This is a genomic window from Xanthomonas sp. A1809, from assembly GCF_017746015.1.
GTDB classification, from domain to species: Bacteria; Pseudomonadota; Gammaproteobacteria; order Xanthomonadales; family Xanthomonadaceae; genus Xanthomonas; species Xanthomonas euvesicatoria.
This window is the reverse complement of record NZ_JAGHWZ010000004.1, coordinates 181,628-202,603: the sequence shown is the minus strand read 5'-3', so window position 1 is coordinate 202,603 and position 20,976 is coordinate 181,628. Positions and strand designations below refer to the sequence as shown.

Annotated in this window: 16 protein-coding genes; 11 read left to right on the top strand and 5 right to left on the bottom strand. The window is 63.5% G+C overall.

Annotated features, from left to right (window positions below; all coding sequences use genetic code 11):
- Positions 1-98: 98 nt before the first annotated feature.
- The 9 genes from J7396_RS04740 (at position 99) to sctC (ending at position 7,618) form a co-directional block, all read left to right on the top strand.
- Entirely contained in the window at positions 99-554 is a 456-nt protein-coding gene (locus J7396_RS04740; RefSeq protein WP_014089140.1) for an HrpB1 family type III secretion system apparatus protein, read from the top strand.
- A 33-nt stretch (positions 555-587) separates the two neighbouring features.
- Positions 588-980, top strand: coding sequence for a type III secretion protein HrpB2 (locus tag J7396_RS04735; RefSeq protein ID WP_008575450.1), 393 nt, complete (start codon positions 588-590; stop codon positions 978-980).
- Between the two features lies 1 nt (position 981).
- On the top strand, positions 982-1,743 hold the full coding sequence (gene sctJ, locus J7396_RS04730) for a type III secretion inner membrane ring lipoprotein SctJ (protein ID WP_031420805.1): 762 nt from the start codon (positions 982-984) through the stop codon (positions 1,741-1,743).
- Between the two features lie 7 nt (positions 1,744-1,750).
- Positions 1,751-2,380: a type III secretion protein HrpB4 gene (locus tag J7396_RS04725; protein WP_031420806.1), complete on the top strand. Its 630-nt coding sequence runs from the start codon at positions 1,751-1,753 to the stop codon at positions 2,378-2,380.
- A complete protein-coding gene (sctL, locus tag J7396_RS04720; protein WP_209261073.1) occupies positions 2,365-3,066 on the top strand; it encodes a type III secretion system stator protein SctL in 702 nt (233 codons plus the stop codon). Before J7396_RS04725 ends, sctL begins: the two co-directional genes overlap by 16 nt.
- The gene (sctN, locus tag J7396_RS04715; RefSeq protein ID WP_057682066.1) at positions 3,056-4,384 is read left to right on the top strand and encodes a type III secretion system ATPase SctN; all 1,329 of its coding nucleotides are present in this window, start codon (positions 3,056-3,058) and stop codon (positions 4,382-4,384) included. Before sctL ends, sctN begins: the two co-directional genes overlap by 11 nt.
- Positions 4,377-4,886 carry a type III secretion protein HrpB7 gene (locus tag J7396_RS04710; protein ID WP_209261072.1) on the top strand — a complete coding sequence of 170 codons (510 nt, stop codon included), beginning with the start codon at positions 4,377-4,379 and terminating at the stop codon, positions 4,884-4,886. Before sctN ends, J7396_RS04710 begins: the two co-directional genes overlap by 8 nt.
- Positions 4,883-5,713, top strand: coding sequence for a type III secretion system export apparatus subunit SctT (gene sctT / locus J7396_RS04705; protein WP_029818425.1), 831 nt, complete (start codon positions 4,883-4,885; stop codon positions 5,711-5,713). The genes J7396_RS04710 and sctT overlap by 4 nt, the downstream gene beginning before the upstream one ends.
- 81 nt (positions 5,714-5,794) lie before the next feature.
- Positions 5,795-7,618 (top strand): type III secretion system outer membrane ring subunit SctC, encoded by a 1,824-nt coding sequence (sctC, locus tag J7396_RS04700; RefSeq protein WP_209261071.1) that lies wholly within the window; start codon positions 5,795-5,797, stop codon positions 7,616-7,618.
- A 736-nt stretch (positions 7,619-8,354) separates the two neighbouring features.
- Here the strand turns inward: sctC and xopA are convergent.
- The gene (gene xopA, locus J7396_RS04695) at positions 8,355-8,747 is read right to left on the bottom strand and encodes a XopA/Hpa1 family type III secretion system protein (RefSeq protein WP_122273602.1); all 393 of its coding nucleotides are present in this window, start codon (positions 8,745-8,747) and stop codon (positions 8,355-8,357) included.
- A 375-nt stretch (positions 8,748-9,122) separates the two neighbouring features.
- On the opposite strand from xopA, the gene J7396_RS04690 reads away from it, so the two are divergent.
- The gene (locus J7396_RS04690; protein ID WP_031420808.1) at positions 9,123-9,686 is read left to right on the top strand and encodes a lytic transglycosylase domain-containing protein; all 564 of its coding nucleotides are present in this window, start codon (positions 9,123-9,125) and stop codon (positions 9,684-9,686) included.
- Positions 9,687-10,149: 463 nt separating this feature from the next.
- On the opposite strand, the gene J7396_RS04685 is transcribed toward J7396_RS04690, so the two are convergent.
- Both J7396_RS04685 and J7396_RS04680 read right to left on the bottom strand, forming a co-directional pair.
- A complete protein-coding gene (locus J7396_RS04685; protein ID WP_209261070.1) occupies positions 10,150-11,709 on the bottom strand; it encodes a hypothetical protein in 1,560 nt (519 codons plus the stop codon).
- A gap of 1,426 nt (positions 11,710-13,135) precedes the next feature.
- Positions 13,136-13,477: an HPF/RaiA family ribosome-associated protein gene (locus J7396_RS04680; protein WP_007974834.1), complete on the bottom strand. Its 342-nt coding sequence runs from the start codon at positions 13,475-13,477 to the stop codon at positions 13,136-13,138.
- Between the two features lie 464 nt (positions 13,478-13,941).
- On the opposite strand from J7396_RS04680, the gene J7396_RS04675 reads away from it, so the two are divergent.
- On the top strand, positions 13,942-16,443 hold the full coding sequence (locus tag J7396_RS04675; protein ID WP_206516367.1) for a DUF3772 domain-containing protein: 2,502 nt from the start codon (positions 13,942-13,944) through the stop codon (positions 16,441-16,443).
- A gap of 96 nt (positions 16,444-16,539) precedes the next feature.
- On the opposite strand, the gene J7396_RS04670 is transcribed toward J7396_RS04675, so the two are convergent.
- Both J7396_RS04670 and J7396_RS04665 read right to left on the bottom strand, forming a co-directional pair.
- Positions 16,540-18,648: a phosphoglycerol transferase I gene (locus tag J7396_RS04670; RefSeq protein WP_209261069.1), complete on the bottom strand. Its 2,109-nt coding sequence runs from the start codon at positions 18,646-18,648 to the stop codon at positions 16,540-16,542.
- 569 nt (positions 18,649-19,217) lie between these two features.
- Positions 19,218-20,936, bottom strand: a complete 1,719-nt coding sequence (locus tag J7396_RS04665) for an AarF/UbiB family protein (RefSeq protein ID WP_033478989.1) — start codon at positions 20,934-20,936, stop codon at positions 19,218-19,220.
- Positions 20,937-20,976 lie beyond the last annotated feature (40 nt).

The following is a 20,976-nucleotide window of genomic DNA, read 5'->3' as shown; positions in this document are numbered from 1 at the left end:
CGAATTCCGATATTCGCTTCCGAAAGGATCCGGCCGGCGTGGCGCGCGTAGCGTTCCCCACGTGTACGGTCCGCATGCCATTAAAAACGAGGTGCAGTGTGGAGAAGATTCAATGTCCCGGGTCGGTCGTGAGTGGGCTCATCGAACTGATCACGGTCGGACTCACCCATGAAAAGATTCAGGACGCTGCCGCTGTGCTGGCCGCAGTCCGCGTCCTGCGGCCGGAGCTGAAGGCGCTGGACACCTTCGATGCATGGATTTCGATCAAGCGCGGCAATTACGTCGAAGGTGCGCGCCTGTTGCGCGAACTGGAGAGCGACGCCGGCTCCAAGCCGCTGTGCAGGGCCTTGTACGCCTGCTGCCTGTTCGCGATGGGGGACCCGTCGTGGCATGGCGTTGCAGACGGGCTGATCGAAGAAGACGCCGATGCCGATGCGGTGGCCCTGGTCAAGGCGCTGTCCGGGCGAAGCACCCCAACGTCCGCGCCGGCGGAAGTACCGGTCGAATCTTCAGCACCGATGGAAGTTCCGAATTCGCAGTACCTGCGCGCCTGAGTGACGCCAGTCCCGACCCCATAGGAGTATGTGATGACGCTCATTCCTCCTGTCCAAGCGATTGCCGGCACCAGTGCTGCCGCGACCCAAGCGCTGTCGCCGGTAGCGACGCCCAACCAAGCGCTGGTGAATCGCTTTCAAGCGCTGATGCAATCCTCCAGCCCCTTGCCGCCCGCCATGCAGCGCGTAGGCAACCCGAGCATGATGAGCCGGGTGGTCGATGTGCAGAACGATGGCGTGCGTACCATCGCCGAGCATATCGATGCCTTCAGCATGCAGGCACCGACCATGGGGCTGCAGGAAATGGCAGCGCAGCAGATCAAGTTGATGCACGAGCTGACCATGGTCGGCTTCAACCTCAATGTCAGCGTGGGCGTGGCGCAATCGGGAAAGAACGCCGTGCAGACGCTGGTGAAGAACCAGTAGCATGCGCGCGCCGAGATGCCTGGTGGTGCTGCTGGTGGCGCTGCTGCTGTCTGCGTGCAGTCAGCAGCTGTACTCCGGGCTCACCGAAAATGATGCCAACGACATGCTCGAGGTGTTGCTGCATGCGGGCGTGGATGCGTCCAAGGTCACGCCAGACGACGGCAAGACCTGGGCGGTGAACGCACCGCACGATCAGGTGTCCTATTCGCTGGAGGTGCTGCGCGCGCATGGTTTGCCGCATGAGCGGCACGCCAATCTCGGCGAGATGTTCAAGAAGGACGGGCTGATCTCGACACCCACCGAAGAGCGCGTACGTTTCATCTATGGTGTGTCGCAGCAGCTATCGCAGACCTTGTCGAATATCGATGGGGTGATCTCGGCCGATGTGGAAATCGTGCTGCCCAACAACGACCCGCTGTCCACCTCGGTAAAACCGTCCAGCGCTGCGGTGTTCATCAAGTTTCGCGTCGGTAGCGATCTGACCAGCCTGGTGCCCAACATCAAGACGTTGGTCATGCACAGCGTGGAGGGACTCACCTACGAAAACGTCAGCGTCACGCTGGTGCCGGGCGGAGCGGAGAGCGATGCGCAGTTCACCGCATCGGCACCGCCGAGACCTTCGCCATGGCCGTGGCTGGCCGGGTGTGCGTTGGCGTTGTGCCTGGCGGGTGCGGCGGCGCTGTATTGGTGGCCAAACCCGCAGGCGGGCCGGTGGGGCGGCTGGCAGCGCCTGCGCGAGTTGACGAAAGGCAAAGCCGGGTGAGCGCGGGATGGACGACACGCGGATCGACAATGCGGCACGCTGTGTTCAGCGCTGGACGGACGCGTTGGCGCAACTGGCAGAGTCCTTGGACGCCGCACGGGTGGCGCATTGGCTTGGCCCGGTGGCAGCGTCGGGCTGGGCAGCGGCGCCCGTCCACCGTCGTATGCGGGTAATCCAGGCGTGGTCTGGATGGTCGGAATTGTCGCCGTCTGCACTCGGCCTGCATGCGAACCAACTTGCCCTGCTGATGCCCGCGCGATTGGCCAAGGTCCTGATCGCGCGGGCGTTGTTCTCGCGCGGGTTGGCGGTGCGTCGTTGTATCGAGCGCGAACGTCTGGACTGGCTCGAACAGTGTGTGGGGCCGGCCGTGCTTGAGCATGTGCGCCAGAACGCGTCGGCCGGCCTCCCCGTGCCCCTGTTGCCACGCGATGCCGATCAGGCGGCGTGGGTCGGCGACGGTTGGCGGCGGATGCAGGCCGATGGCGTCTGGTCCAACCCGGTTGTTGCCAAGCTGCTGGCGCTGTCCTTGCCGTTGGGCGCCGCGCAGGTGGCCACCGTCGCAGCAGACGGTGCGAGCGATGCCTTCCTGACCGCGCTTCCCACCCTGATACCGGAGGCGTCATGCGTCTGTGGTTGAGGTCAACGCCCGATGCGATCGGTCTGGATTGCGATGTCATTCCGCGCGAGGCGCTGGCCTCGGTGTTGGCGCTGGACGCTGCCACTGCCGAGGTACACGCACGCTGCGAACAGGCCCTGAGCCAGGCGCAGACACGTGCACAGGCGCTGGTCGACGAGGCCCAGCAGCAGGCCGAGGCGATCCTGCACGATGCGCGCCAGAAGGCCGAGCGCAGCGCACGCCTGGGATATGCAGCCGGCCTGCGACGTCAGCTCGATGAGTGGAACGAATCGGGCCTGCGCCATGCCTTTGCCGCCGAAGCGGCCGCGCAGCGGTCACGCGAGCGTCTGGCCGAGATTGTGGCGCGCACCTGCGAGCACATCATCCTCGGACACGATCCCGCGGCGCTGTATGCGCGTGCGGCGCAGGCCTTGGAAGGTGCCCTGGACGAGGCCAAGGCCCTGCGGGTGAGCGTGCACCCCGACGCGGTGGACGCTGCGCGGCGCGCCTTCGCTGCGGCCGCCACCGAGGCGGGCTGGACCCAGCAGGTCGAGCTATGCGGCGATGCCGACCTGGCCGTGGGCGCCTGCGTGTGCGAATGGGATACGGGCGTGTTCGAGACCGATCTGCGCGATCAGCTGCGCAGTCTGCGGCGCGTCATTCGCCGCGTGTTGGCCGCACCCCAGGAGCCGGCGGATGCTGGCTGAGACGCCCCTGCTGGAGACAACCCTCGAACGCGAACTGGCCACGCTCGCGGTCGGTCGTCGTTATGGCAAGGTGGTTGAAGTCGTCGGCACCATGCTCAAGGTGGCCGGCGTGCAGGTCAGCCTGGGCGAGGTGTGCGAGTTGCGCCAACGCGATGGCAGCTTGTTGCAGCGGGCCGAAGTGGTGGGCTTCAGTCGCGATCTGGCGTTGCTGGCGCCGTTCGGGGAACTGATCGGGCTGTCGCGCGAGACGCGCGTGATCGGATTGGGGCGCCCGTTGGCGGTGCCTGTGGGACCGGCCTTGCTGGGGCGCGTGCTCGACGGCCTGGGCGAGCCATCGGACGGGCAAGGAGCCATCGCCTGCGACACCTGGGTGCCGATCCAGGCGCAGGCACCGGACCCGATGCGTCGGCGGCTGATCGAACACCCCATGCCGACCGGCGTGCGGATCGTGGATGGCCTGATGACGCTGGGCGAAGGCCAGCGCATGGGCATCTTCGCCGCAGCAGGCGTCGGCAAGAGCACCTTGATGGGAATGTTCGCGCGCGGGACGCAGTGCGATGTCAACGTGATCGTGCTGATCGGCGAGCGCGGGCGCGAGGTGCGGGAGTTCATCGAGCTGATTCTCGGCGCCGATGGTCTGGCACGCAGCGTCGTGGTCTGCGCAACCTCCGATCGCTCATCGATCGAGCGCGCGAAGGCCGCCTACGTCGGCACCGCCATCGCCGAGTATTTCCGGGATCGGGGCCTGCGCGTGCTGCTGATGATGGACTCGCTGACGCGCTTTGCCCGCGCGCAACGCGAGATCGGTCTGGCCGCCGGCGAGCCGCCCACACGCCGCGGCTTTCCGCCATCGGTGTTTGCCGAGTTGCCGCGCCTGCTCGAACGCGCGGGCATGGGCGAGAGCGGGTCGATCACCGCGTTCTACACCGTGCTGGCCGAGGACGATACCGGCAGCGATCCGATCGCCGAAGAAGTGCGCGGCATCCTCGATGGGCACCTGATTCTCTCTCGCGAGATCGCGGCCAAGAACCAGTACCCGGCAATCGACGTGCTGGCCAGCCTGAGCCGGGTGATGAGCCAGATCGTCCCGTCCGACCACTCCCAGGCCGCCGGCCGGTTGCGGCGCCTGCTCGCCAAGTACAACGAGGTGGAAACCCTGGTGCAGGTGGGCGAATACCGTCAGGGAAGCGATGCCGTTGCCGACGAAGCGATCGACAGGATCGATGCGATCCGCGACTTTCTCAGCCAACCGACCGACCAGCTCAGTGCCTACGAAAGTACGCTGGACCTGCTGGCCAGCGTGACCGACGATGCGTGAGCCTGCCCACACCTGGTCGGTGCTGCACCAGCTCAAGGCACGCCGCTGCGAGCGCATGCAGGAACGCATGAGTGACTGCAGGCGTGCGTTGGAACACTGCGACCGCGAACTTGCCAGGTGCAGACAGGAGGCAGAGGCCTGCACCACACGCTTGGCCAACTGCGATGCCGCACTGATGGACAAAACCGGCGTGGGGGGTTCGATCGATATCGACACGATCCTGCAGCACGAACGCTTCCGCACCGTGCTGCTGGAGGCCTGTCGTGCTGCCGAGCAGGCGCAGGCAGCGGCGGATCAGTCATTGCAGAGCGCCCGCGATGAGCTCGCGTCCGTGCAGCAGGCACTGAGCAAGCTGCAGGCACAGGCGCAGGTATACGCAGACAAGGCCGCCAGTGCGCGCCGCGCCCGACAGGCGCAACGCGACGCAGCGGAGGAAGAAGACGCGATCGAGGCACTGGTCGCGCTGCGTTCGCACCGCGCCGCACATGGGGGCGCCCGATGAACGACGCCACCGATGCCTTGCTGGCCATTTCCTCGCAGGGCGTGTCGCTGTTGACCCTGCTGGCACTGTGCGGGGTGCGGGTGTTCGTGATGTTCATCGTGCTACCGGCAACAGCGCAGGACAGTCTTCCTGGAATCGCGCGCAATGGCGTCATCTACGTCCTGAGCTCGTTCATCGCCTATGGGCAGCCGGCCGATGCGCTGGCGAAGATCCAGGCGGCGGGCCTGGTCGGGGTGGCGTTGAAGGAGGCGTTCGTCGGTCTGCTGATCGGGTTTGCCGCATCGACGGTGTTCTGGATCGCCGAGAGCGTTGGCCTGCTGATCGACGACCTTGCCGGTTACAACAACGTGCAGATGACCAACCCGCTCAGCGGCCAGCAAAGCACGCCGGTGTCCACGGTGCTGCTGCAACTGGCCATCGTGTCGTTCTACGCATTGGGCGGCATGCTGATGTTGCTCGGCGCGCTGTTCGAATCGTTTCGCTGGTGGCCGCTGACCCAGCTTGGGCCGAACATGGGGGCGGTTGCCGAATCGTTCGTGATCCAGCAATCCGACAGCATGATGGCCGCCGTCGTCAAACTGTCCGCACCGGTGATGCTGGTGCTTGTGCTGGTGGATCTTGCGATCGGCCTGGTGGCGCGAGCGGCCGACAAACTCGAACCGTCGAACTTGAGTCAGCCAATCCGTGGGGTGCTGGCGTTGTTGCTGCTCGCCTTGCTGACCAGCGTCTTCATCGCGCAATTCGGCGAAGCACTCGGTTTCCTGCATTTCCAGCAGCAATTGCACGATGCCGCCAACCTGGCTGGCAAGGGAGGCGCGACGCACTGATCTTTATTGAGACATTCCCGGCTTTGCACTTCCTACACTGGTCGCTACCGACTTTTTCACTTGCCTAGCAGAGGGAACGCCATGGCTCCTGCCTGTACCACCGCCCACCGCCGACGTGCTCCATTGGCCGCCGTACTGATGCTCAGCCTGCTGCCGCTGTTGTCGCCACATGCCGACGCCGCCCAGGTCCCGTGGCATTCGCGCACGTTCAAATACGTCGCCGACAACAAGGATCTCAAAGAAGTGCTGCGTGATCTGTCCGCCAGCCAGTCCATCGCCACCTGGATCTCGCCAGAGGTGACCGGCACCCTGAGCGGCAAATTCGAAACCTCCCCGCAGAAATTCCTCGACGATCTGGCGGCCACCTACGGCTTTGTCTGGTACTACGACGGTGCCGTGCTCAGGATCTGGGGTGCGAACGAATCCAAGAGCGCGACCTTGAGCCTGGGAACTGCATCGACGAAGTCACTGCGCGACGCACTTGCACGCATGCGCCTGGACGATCCGCGCTTCCCGGTGCGTTACGACGAGGCCGCGCATGTGGCGGTGGTCTCCGGGCCGCCAGGGTATGTGGATACCGTTTCGGCGATTGCCAAGCAGGTCGAGCAGGGCGCGCGTCAGCGCGATGCCACCGAAGTGCAGGTGTTCCAGCTGCATTATGCGCAAGCGGCCGACCACACGACGCGCATCGGCGGCCAGGATGTGCAGATTCCCGGCATGGCCAGCCTGTTGCGCAGCATGTACGGCGCACGCGGCGCCCCGGTCGCGGCGATACCCGGGCCTGGCGCCAACTTTGGCCGGGTACAGCCCATCGGCGGTGGGTCCTCCAACACATTTGGCAATGCCGCACAGGGTCAAGGTGGCGGAGCCAGCGGCATCCTCGGGCTGCCTTCGTCCTGGTTCGGGGGCGCCTCGTCGTCCGATCGCGTGCCGGTCAGCCCGCCGTTGCCCGGCAGTGGAGCTGCTGCGGCTGTGGGGTCGCCGGCCAGCGTATGGCCGGAGCTCAGCAAGGCACGGCGCGACGAGTCCAATCCGATCGACGTCGGTGGTGGCGCAGAGCTGGCCTCCGATGCGCCGGTGATCGAAGCCGATCCGCGTACCAATGCCATCCTGATCCGCGATCGACCGGAGCGGATGCAGAGCTATGGCACCCTGATTCAACAGCTGGACAACCGGCCCAAGTTGCTGCAGATCGATGCCACCATCATCGAGGTCCGCGATGGCGCCATGCAGGATCTCGGTGTCGATTGGCGCTTCCACAGCCAGCACACGGACATACAGACCGGCAACGGCAGTGGCAGTCAGTTGGGCTTCAACGGCGCATTGAGCGGCGCTGCCACCGATGGCGCGACCACGCCGGCTGGGGGCACCTTGACGGCCGTGCTGGGAGACGCCGGACGCTACCTGATGACGCGCGTGTCGGCGTTGGAGACAACCAACAAGGCCAAGATCGTGTCTTCGCCCCAGGTTGCGACGCTGGACAACGTCGAAGCGGTCATGGACCACAAGCAACAGGCATTTGTCCGGGTCAGCGGATACGCATCGGCCGATCTTTATAACCTCTCCGCCGGGGTGTCGTTGCGGGTCCTGCCCAGCGTGGTGCCGGGCTCGCCGAACGGTCAGATGCGTCTGGATGTGCGTATCGAGGATGGCCAGCTTGGATCTAACACCGTGGACGGCATTCCGGTCATTACCTCCAGCGAGATCACGACCCAGGCGTTCGTCAATGAAGGACAAAGCCTGCTGATTGCAGGATACGCCTACGATGCCGACGAGACCGATCTGAATGCGGTACCGGGCCTGTCGAAGATTCCATTGGTCGGTAATCTGTTCAAGCACCGCCAAAAAAGCGGGACCCGCATGCAACGGCTGTTTCTGCTGACCCCGCATGTGGTGTCGCCCTGATGGTTCGCGAACGCCATCGCTAGGCGATGAGGGGCTTGCTGCGATCGCCTGACATTCGGCGCATGCCATTGGCCCAATACTGCCGGGATTGTTTGGGAAAGCATCAAACGGGGCCATGCAATTGGCGCGTATGCGTATTGACCCGGAGCGCCTGACGCCACCGCCTGGATGATCATCGGGCGGTGCCCGGAATCAGCATGTGTCACTCGCACATGCTGGTTCTGATGCGTTGCCGGAGCCTGACCTGGCCATCACATGGCAGCCTTGTCGCGTGCGAAAGACAAGTTTTTTGCAGTCAGCTCGGTATCTGCGGTAGACGCTAAGAGGGCGAAGCGGCATCCAAGCCTTCAGCGGGCGGCGGTTGCGCGCAATCGTGTCAAGAAGTGCTGGGCCGGCAGCAGTGTGCATGGCCGGTACGTGGGCGCGGCAGGCTCTAGTGGAGCGACGTGGCGTGATGGTGTGCGGTTGAACATCCAACCAACGTCACGCCGGCAGTGGAGACCCAGTTGAGAAGGCGTGTGCCGGAAGAAAATCCGGATATTTCGTCTGCGTTGAAGCCGGAACGGCTCGGCTCGCATGCCGATGGCTATATGTCAGGCACCTGCGGCGCGAAAGCTGACAAGCGCGCCTGAAGTGGGTAGCGAATGTTTGCGGTGACAGCAACCAAGGCACCTGCAGGCTGACGCATGAAGCGGCAACCTGCAGGCCGTGGCCGGTAGGGGCGACCAGCAGTTTTTTACTGCATCGATCCGGTGTCGCTGGCCAGGCTGGTGCCGAGGCCGCCACCAAAGCCACCGCCGAACCCGCCGCCGAAGCCACCGCCATTCTGCGACTGGAGAATGTCTCCGACGATATTCATGAGCATCTGGGTGTATGGCGAGGGGGAACCATTGGGCTGCCCCGCCTGCTGCGAATTGCCGCCTTGACCACCAGAGTCACCACCCTGGCCCTGACCCTGGTCGGCATTGTTGCTCTGCTGAAGCAGGGCCATGATGAGCTGGGTCAGCAGCTGGTCCAGCTGCTTTTCCGAGATGCCTTGGCCCTGGTTCGAACCGGGTTGCGAGTTCTGGCTGGGATCGACCTGCAAGAAGGACGAGTTGGCGCCGATCTGTGTGTTCAAAGAATTCATCATGACGATTCCTCTCTGATTAACTGGGATTTGTCTTTGTATCAACCGCCGTGCCTAGACGGCGGTGGCTGCGGGGCGGGTTTTGCGCCCCGATCGAACAGTAGAAGCGGCAACCCATTATCGTCAGAAAGTTTGCGAAATCGCGCTTGTCCGCGCGAAGAGCGCAAGTGAAAAAATGTTCTAGGATCGATAAGTAAATCCGCGCGGCATTGTTGAAAAAAGGTTTTTTCGCTTGCCTGTTAAGTGTTTCGTCGGTCCTGAGTAAATCGCGTACAGGTGGCGTTATGTTGCCGCCGTCGAGCGTCGTGGGTCGTTGTGTGCCGGCGCTCTACTCACCTGGAGACCTGTATTCAATCGAGATCGAGGTAACGACACATGATCAATTCAACGATCGCATGCAAGTATGTCGATAAAGCATCCAATTGGCAGTGGGAGGCCTCGTCCGGGCTTTCGCCAAAGCGGCGCATGCGCGCGCAATGGTCCGGACGTGGTCGTCGGGCAGGGGCTGGTCCGCAGCGCATTTTGTTTGCGGCAGCGCTGGCATGCGCAGCGCCTTTCGCACGTGCGGATTGCTTCGAAGAAGCTGCCGGATATCAGCATGTCAACCCTTGGGTGCTGCGGGCCATTGCCTGGCAGGAATCGCGCGGTCGCGCCGACGCGATCCATCGCAACAACAACGGTACGGTGGATTACGGAAAGATGCAGATCAACTCCATCCACCTGCGGCGGCTATCCGGCTATGGAATCTCCAAGGACGCGTTGATGCAGCCGTGCGTCAGCGTGTATGTGGCAGCTTGGAGGTTGCGCGAGATGACCAATAAATATGGAAATACCTGGGCTGCAGTAGGCGCCTACCATTCCGAAACGCCGGGCGAGCGCGATAAATATGCGCATGCCATTCATTCGATTCTGCTAAGGCGTGGTGTGATTGATGAATAGCGGGTGTGCCACTGCAGGAGGACGTAGGCGCAGCCCGATGTGCGCGGGGATTCCCTGGTGTGATGGCGTAGGACCGTACAAAGCGGCGGCGCCCCGCGACGGAACTATCTGCAGAAATAGAGCGGTGACCGTGCTGTCGCGCATACGGTGACTGAAATGGCGATCGCCACAGCAGCATCCGTCATCATGGGTCGACAAGGTGCGTCGCGCGGCTGGAGACCTGTGGTGCAGAGACCCGCTAGCCGCGACCTGAGCTGAGAATTGGCATACGCAGCCTAGCTTTCGATCAATCCCTGCTGTCCGCCGCCGCCGGTCGGTTTGTTAGGACGTGCTGGAGGCTGCGCGTGGAGCCACCACACAGCTGTCGCACACGCACCGCCGGTGAACCGGCAGTGCGTGTGCGACCACCAGGTGCTGCACTTGCCGATGGCTGCGCGATAGCCGTCGCCAGGCGCGGCCACGCTCACTCAGTTCGCGTGCGAGCGGCCTCGGCTTCGCGCACCGCCGCTGCAGCCTGCCAGGTGCCGGCGATGACCTTGTACTGCATGCCGGCAGCCATGCCCGCCAACGTATTGGAGAGCAATGCGCTGCGTGCTGGCGACAAACCGAGCCAGGTGCCAATCATGTTGACTGCTGTACCGAATGCGATGTTGGAATTGATGGCGGCCGTGCGCGCGACAGAATGATCCATGACCCGCTCATAATCCTCGCGCTTGGCCTTCCAGGTTGGTTCCCAGATCTGCTGCGTCCCGGCTTCGTCGGCTTCGTGTTGGGTGACATTGAGCCAGTCGGCTGTCTCCAGACCGACATTCAAGGCCGCGTTCACCGCCGCTTGCTGAAAGACGACCCTGGTCGCCTCTCCCATGTTGAAGGGCGACATCAGTCCTGCCCAGCGCTGCCTGGCCGATGCAAAGTCTGGTGCCTCCAGCTCGTTCGACGCCAGGTTGGTCAGGACGTTGGCCATGCCGTAAAACCTGCCTGCACTGGTGACGTGGGGATCGCTGACGCCACCGTTGGTCGGTGACCGCATTCCCACCATGCGGAATGTCGCCTGGATGGCGTCGCGGGCCGCAGCATAAGGGGCGACCTTGAGCTCACTGGCCAGCAGCCTGGCCGCCATCTCCGGTCGGCCAGAAGCCTTGCCCGCAGCGCCGATGGCGATATTGCTCAAGATGCCGGTCAGCGCGAGCCGGGTGACCAGATTCGAGTAATGTTGCTGCTCGCTCCTCTTGTGATGACGTTCGTCTTCGGACAGCGCTTCCCACTGTTCAAGATTCAGATTGTGAAAACCTCGGGCGGCGGCATCCGGGTTGCGGTTTTCGCGGTTGCGCCGCAGCGTATGCAGGGCCAGATGCAGCGTGCCCGACACCGCCTGCATGGCAACGACTGCTTCGGGTGGGAGCTGGCGAAACGCGGCAAACAGCGCTTCGCCGATCAACTCGCGCACGAACGTGGTCGGTCCCACGGAGGTGGTCTGGTGCACGAGATGTCCCAGCGCAGCGCCCAGGTATTGTTTGTCGAAGTTGATCGGTATGACACCGCGCGCCGCAGCTGCGACCGCTGTCGCGGCGGGTCCAAGGAGGGTGGTGACTCCATGTGTTGCACCTGCGCGGACCGACGCCGCCAGTGCGCCCAAGCGCGCAGTGCCTGTCGCAGAGGTGGATGCATGCGCTTGGGAGCCATGTTGTGCAGCGTGTTCCTGGGAAAGTGATGGCAAGGCCGACGGTTCCAAGGAGTCTTCAGCGTCGTAGAACTGCTCGCTGCTGCCCTCTTCCCCACGCAGCGGAGCATGCAGCTGCGGACTTCCATAGGGGGACAGGTCTGCATCGTTGGCGGTTTCATATCCGCTGTCGCTTCCTGTGCTATTGCGTCGTCCCGAAGGTCTGGGCGGCAGGGCGGAGAGGGGAGAATCGATCCTGGGCGTCGATGTATCGTCGCATCGTTGTGCCGGTATCTCGATCACAATATCGCCGCTTGTGGCTTGCGGTTGCTGAGAGGTACTGGCTGAAGAGATCTTCGTCACGGCTTGTCCTCGCGTTGGGGGGATATCGGCATGCTCTCGCCCAGGCTTGCGGGGCGATTGATCGATAGCGCCGGACGATGGGTACCTCATCAAGAAGGGCATGGCGGCGAGGGGCTTGATTGCAGCGTGGGGATCGCGATCGGCAGCCAGACGCGTGGACCGGACAATCATGCGTGACGTGCGGCACGCCGACCCGGCAAGGTGCATATGCTGCGCTCAGCTGCCCGTGCAACCAGAGCGTGACTTCTTCGCTCGCAATCGATGCGCCCAGGCGTCCCTGCTATCCACGGCCACCTTGCGTGGTATGTGTCATCGTCGTCGGCGAGCTTGAAGTTCGCATGAATCCACAGAATCTTGACGCGCGCTTGGCGAAACGATCATTCCACATCCGAACAATCAATTCGTCTGTGCTGGCCAAATATGTTTGCTGCCGCGGCCGTCCTTGCAGGGACGAAGACGTGCGCGTGTGTGCGCCAGCGTGGAGACATGCGTTGGTTGATGGGCGTCGGTGCCCGCGCGGAGCGATGGCGCGATGACGGGGTGGAGTGTTCGAGCGATCGCCCAGGACGCGTGGTGTGGCTTGGAGAGCAGATGGCAGCATTTCCGAGCACCAAGATCGCGAAACCAACAAGGTGCAACCGCACCAAGGCAGCAGCCGGCCCTTTGAGCCGCATTTTCCCTAACACCACTGCGGCTTATCTGTTTCTGCGCATACCCTGATTCGCATGCCAGCCACACGCTGCCGAACCCTGCGGGCCGGGGCGAGCCGGGCTGGATGAGGGAATCGAGTGGCTGCGTCGGTCCGTGGCCAGTTCGCTGTCGAGCGATTGCATTGCTGCGATCATGGAAAATTGCAGCAGCGGTTGGCTATCTTTTCCAGGCCATGCAATTACGGTTGAAGCGCCTGGGAGTTGCCGGGAACTCGAACGGGCTGACTTACGAATCTGCCGGTAAGAAATGGAGATCGAAAGCCGAACTGCGCAAGGCGAGTCCGATCCGTTTGCTGCCGGACTCAAGACATAATCCCGTGCTGCTGTGGGAAGCAACCATACGTATACCTTCAGCAATGCCGTGCAATGGGCGAAAGGATCCAGGCTACGTTGCACCCGATTGGTGCGGCTCAGCCTGTCGCTACGCGGGTTATCTGCGTCGCTAGTCATGTTGCCTGGCTGCTGCTGGCATAAAAGCCAGAAATCAGGTCGACAATCCTAAAAATCGGCGCCGTGTGCTTGGGATTGGGCTCTTTCCGTAAGCACCAAGAGATTCAAAGCATTCGGCCCGCCGCAAGATGAGTGCGACGGGCCGAATGCCGTTTAAGGGTCACAGGTTTTGGAGGGGCGCTTCGCGCATCGCTAGATGACGTGCCGCGATGCCATCGCCGCAAAGGTTGGCAGCCGCCGAGGCAGATGCCAACCTCCAGATCAGATCAAAGCATGTCCGGCGGCGGGGCGGTGGCCTTGGAGTGCTGCTTGCCGCGTGCATGTTCGATGGCAGTGCGCAGTTTGCGCGCAGCTCCGGTCACGGCAGAGGCCGTCGTTTCGGCGCTGTTGGTAGCCGCGATCGGCGGCAGGCCGGCGACGTGCGCCTCGATGCTGCAGGTTCGATCCGCTGCGCCGCCGCGCTGGCCGTTCTCATCACGCAAATGCACTTCCACACGGGTGATGTCGCTGGCGAAATGGGCCAGCTGGGCGGTGCAGGTCTTTTCGACATGCGCCACAACGGACGGATCGTGTGGCACGTGCTTGTCGGTCTGGATCTGAATCTGCATAGAGGATCTCCTTCGCGGTCATCCGCTGCGTCTGCCGCAGCGGTGGCTCGATTCTGCGTCAGCGGCGTGTTGTCGCAAAGTGACAACGCGGCATGCCCATTCATGCGCGGGTTGGCTGAGTGGGCGCGCAGGTCCTTGGCAAAGCGCGGCGCGCGCTGGTTGGCGTTCTGCGCCGCTGAGCCGAGACCCGGTCCGCCTGCGGCCATGATGGCGTGACTGCGCCTTGGTTGCTGCGAAGCAGCAGGATGCCTGCGGCATGTGGGTCTGCTCCGCGCTATCAATCAGATCTTGCACTGTAAACGTCGTTGTACTTGCCGACAGTGTCCTCCCGGTCCTGTCCGAGTCTGTGAGTCATCGCGGCTGGGTTGCCTGCGGACGCGGCGCATTGCGTGCCGGTCGGTACGCTTGCGTCCGCATGAATCGACACCGCGGCGGTGATTGGCCCGATAGGAAGGTGCCTTAAAATGCCGGCACCGCGCGGTCCCGCGCTTGTGCGATGTCTGCCTGTGTCCGAATTTCGATCCGCGTCTGCCCGTTCGAGCGTGTTGCTGCGTGTGCTGCTGTGCTGCGCCTTGTGGCTTGTCCATGTGGGTGCTTTCGCCCAGGAAGAAGACACGCTGTTGGAGACAGCTCAGACGCAGTTGGACAATGCACAAAAGTCGCTGGACACAGCCGATGCCGCATTGGAAAAGGCCGACGACGAGCAGCTGCGTAAGCTGATTGACCAAGTGACAACGGCGCAGCGGCAGGTACAGGACCTGGCGCGCGAGCTGGATCCGCCACTCAAGCAAATCAGTTCACAGCTGGCCGGATTGGGGGATGCCCAAAGCGGCGAAGCGAGCGATCTGAAAAAACAGCGGGAAGCGCTAAAAAAAGAGCAGAGCGCGCTGGATGCAGAATTCAAACGCGCCAATCTTCTGGATTCCAAAGCGCGTGATCTGGCCGATCGACTTGAGCAAAAGCGCGCACAACTGTTCAGCGTGCAGATGTCCACGCGTGTGGCATCTCCTCTATCGCCGGCTCTCTGGAACCAGATTTCACAGCAATGGCCGGATGACCGCGCGCGTTTGCGAGCTTTGTATGATGAGGCAGCGCAGCTCCTGCGGAGTGGGACGGCCGCCAATGGTGTGGGCAGCCTGGTGACTGGCGCGCTGATCGCACTACTGTTGGCATTTCCGCTGCGCATTTTCCTGCGACATCTCGGTCGTCGCTATGCCGCCTCACGTGCGCCTGGGGGCCGTTTGCGCCGCTCCGGATTGGCCCTGTGGTTTCTGTTGATCGGAACGCTCAGTCTTGGCATCGCGGCATGGGTCCTCGTCGAAACGGTTCGTGCCATTGCTCAGGTGCCGGCCGATCTGGATCAATTGCTGAGTGCTTTTGTCATTATCAGTTTCGTCGCTGCGTTTATCGGCTCGCTGAGCGCCAGCTTGTTGATGAAGCACCAGCCCACCTGGCGGTTGTTTCCACTGGATGACGCGACCGTCGATCGCCTGAGGCTGCATTGCTTGGCGACCGCGGCGGTGAGCTGGTTCAGCGGTATGGCGATGAAGCTCAACGAGGTGGCGCACACGAGCGATGCCGCAACCACTGCCACCGACGCAATTGCTGCGCTGTTGTATGCCGGTTTGATCCTGTCAGCCCTGGCTGGCCTGAGTCTGTCGCTGCGTGCACGCGCTGCGAGCGCCGGGCAAGCCAATGTCGACAGCAGCGAGCCACCACCTGTGGTGTCGCGAGGTGGCGGTTTCATCGTGCTGATCCGCCTGCTCGGGCATGTTGCGGTGATTGTGTCGCTGTTGGCTGCCCTGTTCGGCTATATCAATCTGTCGCTGTTTATCGCCCGGCAGATCATCTGGATCACGCTGATCTGCAGCCTGCTCGGGTTACTGGTGGTGTTCGCCGACGACCTGCTGACCTGGATCTTCAACCCGGACGGACGCTTTAGCCGTGCGCTGTCGCATGCCTCTGGTGCCGGCAGCGGGCGCCTGGTGCAACTGGGCCTGTTGCTGTCTGCAGTGGTGCGTGTCCTATTGATTCTGCTGGGCATTGCCGCATTGGTCACGCCTTATGGGGCCAACCTGTCCGCCGTGACCGGCTGGGCCGAAAACGTCTCGCACGGTATCAAAATCGGCAATGAGCTGACGATCACGCCGGCGGCGGTGGTGCGTGCGTTGCTCGTCTCCGTCCTAGGACTGGTCGTGGTCCATGTGGTGCAGAAGTGGCTGCTCAACACCTATCTGCCCAAGACCGAACTGGATGCGGGAGCGCGGAATTCGATCAGCACGGTGGCGCGCTATCTGGGCTGGTTGATCGTGGTGGTGTGGGGGCTCACGGCGCTGGGTCTGGATTTGAAGCGGTTGGCGCTGGTGTTGAGCGCACTGTCGGTGGGCATTGGTTTTGGTCTGCAGGCGATTACGCAGAACTTCGTGTCCGGGTTGATCTTGCTGGCCGAGCGTCCGGTGAAGATCGGCGATTGGGTGCGTATCGGCGATCAGGAAGGCGACGTGCGCAAGATCAGCGTGCGAGCGACCGAAATCCAGGTGGGCGACCGCTCCACGTTGATCGTGCCCAACTCGGAGTTGATCACCAAGAGCGTGCGCAACATGACGCTGTCCAATCCGATGGGCCGTGTGCAGTTGCAGTTCTCGGTGCCGCTGGAAACCGACGTGGCCAGGGTGCGCGACATGTTGCTGGCCTTGTTCGCCGAGCACGAGAAGGTGCTGGCCGAACCGGCGCCATCGGTGTTCATCGATTCGCTGGCCGGCGGGCACGTCAATTTCAACTCGTTCGCCTACGTGAGCAGTCCGCGCGATTCGTATGGCGTGCGCAGCCAGCTGTTCTTCGCGCTGCTGCAGCGCATGGCGACGGTGGGCATTGCGTTGCAGTCGCCGCAGGAGATCCGCTTCAGTCGTGCAGGGGCCGCCGTGGCACGCGAGGCCGGAGATGGTGCGCCTGCGTCGGATGACTGAGCTGGCGAGGTCGGCGAGGGCTGCGCAGCGGCAAGTCGGTCGGCTTGCGCTGATTGCACAACCATGCCCGACCATCGATGGACGCATGTCGGCACATCAGGAGCGATCCGCCACCGGGATGTCCTTGACCAAGGCCAGGTCGTCCACGCTGACGTCTTCGGTGTAATCAAGCCAGGCACGAATCTCCAGGTCTTCCACCGCATGTTCCAGGCCCACCGGCATGCGGATGCGCCCGGCGGCGTCGGGCACGACCCATTGCTGTGCCAGGACGACCTTACGTTCGGAGGACACCGCTTCCACCCAGAACGCGCGCGTGGGCCGGCGCTTGGCGTATAGCTCGAGCATGTAGCGGCCGGCATCGGTCTTGCGCGCAGCCTGGGTGAGCATGATCGGCTGACGCACGCGCGGACGCGGGCCCTGCTGGGTGGCTTCCAGCGGCGCGTCGACGGCGATGCCGCGGGTGAGGTCCGGGTCGCGATACAGCTTCATGCTCTGGTGGCGGTCCACCACCAGCGCACACCAGTGGCCATCGGCCGAGCCGTCTTCGAACGCCGTGCAGCGGTCCACATAGGCCAGCGTGCCTTTGGAATGCGTGCGGTCGAACTGACGCGAGGTGTTTTCCAGGTACACCGTTTTCAGGTTGGTGTCCTTGTCGTATTCCAGCAGCACCGGTGGGCGCACCTGTTGCACGCCGACCACCACATCGCCATTGCCATTGATGCGCAGCATGCGCGTACTGCGCCCGGTCCACAGCGTGCGCGCGTAGGCCAGGTAGCGCGGATAGTCCTTGCCGCTGTCGCGGCTGGCGGCCGCGCTGGCACTGGGTGGGGCATCGCGGGCCAGCAACGAGCGGCCAAAGCCCAGCGTGCGCATGCCTGGTTCCAGCAACTGCAGCAGCGTTGCGCCCGAATCGAGCGTGCTGCCTGCGCGCGTGTGGACCTGTTGTGGCGCGATGTCCTTGCCCAGGAACAACAGCAGGTTCTCGCGTTTCTGCTTGGCCAGCACGTCGCTCAGGTCGTTGGGCATGGCCAGATGATCGGAGGCGATGACGATGATGGTGTTTTTGCCATACCGGCTGCTGCGGATGCGTGCGACGAGTTCGCCGATCAAACGGTCGCTGCATTTGATTGCATGCAGCAGACCGATATCGCCCAGTGCGCTGTCGTACTGCTGGCCCTTGCACGCCAGTGGCAGGTGGCCGGCCGGATGGTGGGTGTCCATGGTCAGCGTGGTCAGCATGAAGGGTTGGCCGGCACGCGACAGCGTCTGGAAGGTATCCCAGGCGTCGTCCAGCAGGACATCGTCGTGCACGCCCCATGCAGAAAAGTGCTTTGGCGCGACACCCTGGTCGTGGAAATGGTGCACGTCATGCACCACGTCGAAGCCATGGCTGGACAGGAAACGGCCCTTGCCGGCGAAGCTGGCATCGGCACCGCCCACGTAATGATTGCGGTAGCCCTGATCCTTGAGGTAATCGCCCAGGCAGCGCGCTTCGGGCAGGAACATGCCCATGCGGTCCATGCTGTTTTCATCGCCCGGCGCGGTGGTGAGCGGCACGCCGCACATCGAGGCGACCATGCCGGCGATGGTCCAGCCGCTGCCTTCGGCGGAGGCGAGATTGCGTACGTCCACCGCTTCGGTCGCAAGCGCGCGCAAATTGGGCATCAGGCCCGGAAACACCTGTTCGTCGAAGTAGGTGCGCTCCAGGCTTTCGCCGTAGATCCAGACGATGTTCTTGCGCTTGTGCAGCGGTTGCTGCGGCACCTGGTATTCCGGCACCACGGTGGCGTAATCGACCGGGCGCAGCTGGTAGTACAGGCGCTTGCCATCGCGATACAGCGGGCTTGCGGCGATGCCGACCAGCAACATGCCCACAAAGCCTGCGAACACGGCGCCGCCGTCACGCGGACGCTGGAAGCGGCGTACCCGCACCAGCAACAGCGGGCTCAGCGAGAGCAACAGCATGCCGACGAAAACCGCGATATAGCCGGAAAAGTCGCTGACGCCGGCGCCGTCCATGTCGGCGCGCAGGTGATACAGCGTGGCTGCATTGATACCGTCGCCGCTGAGCCGGTCGACCAATCCCCAGGCGCTGAGCAGCAGCAGAAAGAGCGACAACAGGCCAGCCTTGAGCCATGCCAGACGCGGAGAAGCGACCAACAGCCACAGCAATAGCAACAACGAAACCAACAACATCCAATGCATGCGCAGCGTCCGTGGGGGAATGGTGCGAGCGCGTACCGGACGCCTTGCTCGCCATGTCCTGTGCGCCACCTGCAATGTGACACCCGGATGACGGACTATGCCGCGCCGAAGCTGACTGAAATGTTTGTTGCAGACAGATCCGGCCTGACCTCCGGCCCAGCATCGCCGGACAGCGGCGACGCATCCGTGCGCACCAACCAGTGCGAAGATGCTGAAGCGCAGGTGGCGTCAGATCCCTTGCGCCCACGCGTGGTAGTGGTTGTGCTCGCTGCACGTGTCGTGCACGCATGCAATGCGGAGATCACAGGCGCTACCCCTGACGCGCAATCGCTCACACCTGCCTGCGCGGTTGAACGGACTGTCGACACGATAAGAAGCAGTCGTCACTGAACGTGGACAGCGCGCAGCAACCGTCGCTTACACGTCACATGCCGGTTCCGGCCGCGCCCGCCGGGTGCGTGCGGCGCGGTCTTGTCAGGGGCACTTGTTCGCAGGCTGGTGACTGACGCAGACCCAATGCCTGCCCGCAGGGCACCAAGGCGCCCACCTGCGGCAACCAGCCCTAACGACTAGCGGTGCCCACGCTCTTCGCGCGCTCGCACGCGGCGGTCGAACAGCAGCGCACTGACCACAATGCCCAGCCCCAGCACGACCCCGAGCAGGAACAGCACCATCGCAATAGCCGGGTAGCCCCATAACTTCAAGCCGGTTTCGATGCGCATCATCTGCGCCGACGCCATGATCAGCGCAGCCGTGACGATGCCCGCCGCCACGCGGTTGGCGATCTTCTGCAGGCTTTCCATCAGGTGCGATTCTTCCAGCCCGGTGACGCGCATCTGCAGGCGGTTTTCCGCAGCCAGCGACAGAATCTCGGACATGCGGCGCGGTCCTTCGCGCACCAGGTGCTGCAGTTCCATCGCCTCGCTGGCCAGGTTGGCCGCGGACAGGGATTTCTTCAGGCGCGCGCGCATCACGTGCTGCAGATGGCGCTCGACGATGCGGCGGGTATCCAGCGTGGGCGACAACGCGCGGCACACGCCTTCCAGATTCAGCAAGGTCTTGCCGAGCAGGCTCAACTCCGGCGGCGTCCGCAATCCGGTCGAGGTGGCGATACGCACCAGATCCAGCACCACCCGGCCTTCGGAGGTGGCATCGTGCGCTGCGTAGCGCGCGATCATCTGCCCGGTTTCGCGCTGGTAGCGTTCTTCGTCGTAATCCTCCAGCCGCGTGCTCAGCGCAATGGTCTCTTCGGCCACTTCCTCGCCGCGCCCATCGACCGCGGCAAACAGCAACTTGAGCAGGCGCTCGCGCAGGCGCGGCGGCACATGCGCCACCATGCCCAGGTCGAAGATGGCCAGACGCCCGTCCTGCAGCACCCGCAAATTGCCCGGATGCGGGTCGGCATGGATTTCGCCATGCACGAACATCTGGTCCAGATACCCCTTGACCAGTTCCGCGGCCAGCTCGTCCATCGGCTGTTCGGTGCGGCGAAGACCGGAGATCTTGTCCACGCGCACGCCTTCGGCCAGCTGCATGGTCAGCACCTTGCGGCTGCTCAGGTCCCACACCGGTTGCGGCACCCACAGCAAGGGGAACGGCTTGAGGTGCTTGCCGAAGCGCGCCAGGGTTTCGGCTTCGTCTTCGTAGTTGAGCTCGGCGCGCAGGGTCTTGCCGAATTCGCCCAGCCAGTCGGCAAAGCGCACACGCCGGCCAATGCCGGTGAGACGGTCGGCGGCAGTGGCGAAGCTCTTGAGCACGTCCAGATCCGAACGCACCTGCGCGGCCACTTCGGGCTTCTGCACCTTGATCGCCACCGGCGTGCCGTCGCGCAGCGCAGCGCGGTGCACCTGCGCCAGCGAGGCGCAGCCCAACGGGACCGGGTCGAAGAACGAGAACGCCTTGTTGACCGAGACCCCGAGCTCTTCCTCGATGATCTGGCGGATGCGCTCCACCGGCACCGAGCTGGTGTTCTCCTGCATGCGCTCCAGCGCGGTGGCAAATTCCGGCGGCACGATGTCCGGCCGGGTCGACAGCATCTGGCCCAGTTTGACGAAGGTGGGCCCGAGCGATTCCAGGTCGGAGACGAACTGGTCCGGGGTGCCTTCTGCGGGCACTTCGTATTCGTTGATGGCCGCCGGGTCCAGGTTCATGCCAGCGAACACGCCCGAGCCGCGATAGCGCAACAACAAGCGCAGGATCTGCGTGCGCCGGCTCATGCCGCCAACCACGGCATGATCTGCCGGGCTTGCGGCCGGGGCGCGGTGCGGGTCGTTGTGACTCAAGGCCATCTCCGGGGGCGTCATGCAGGCGGCGAGTGTGGCCAGCGAC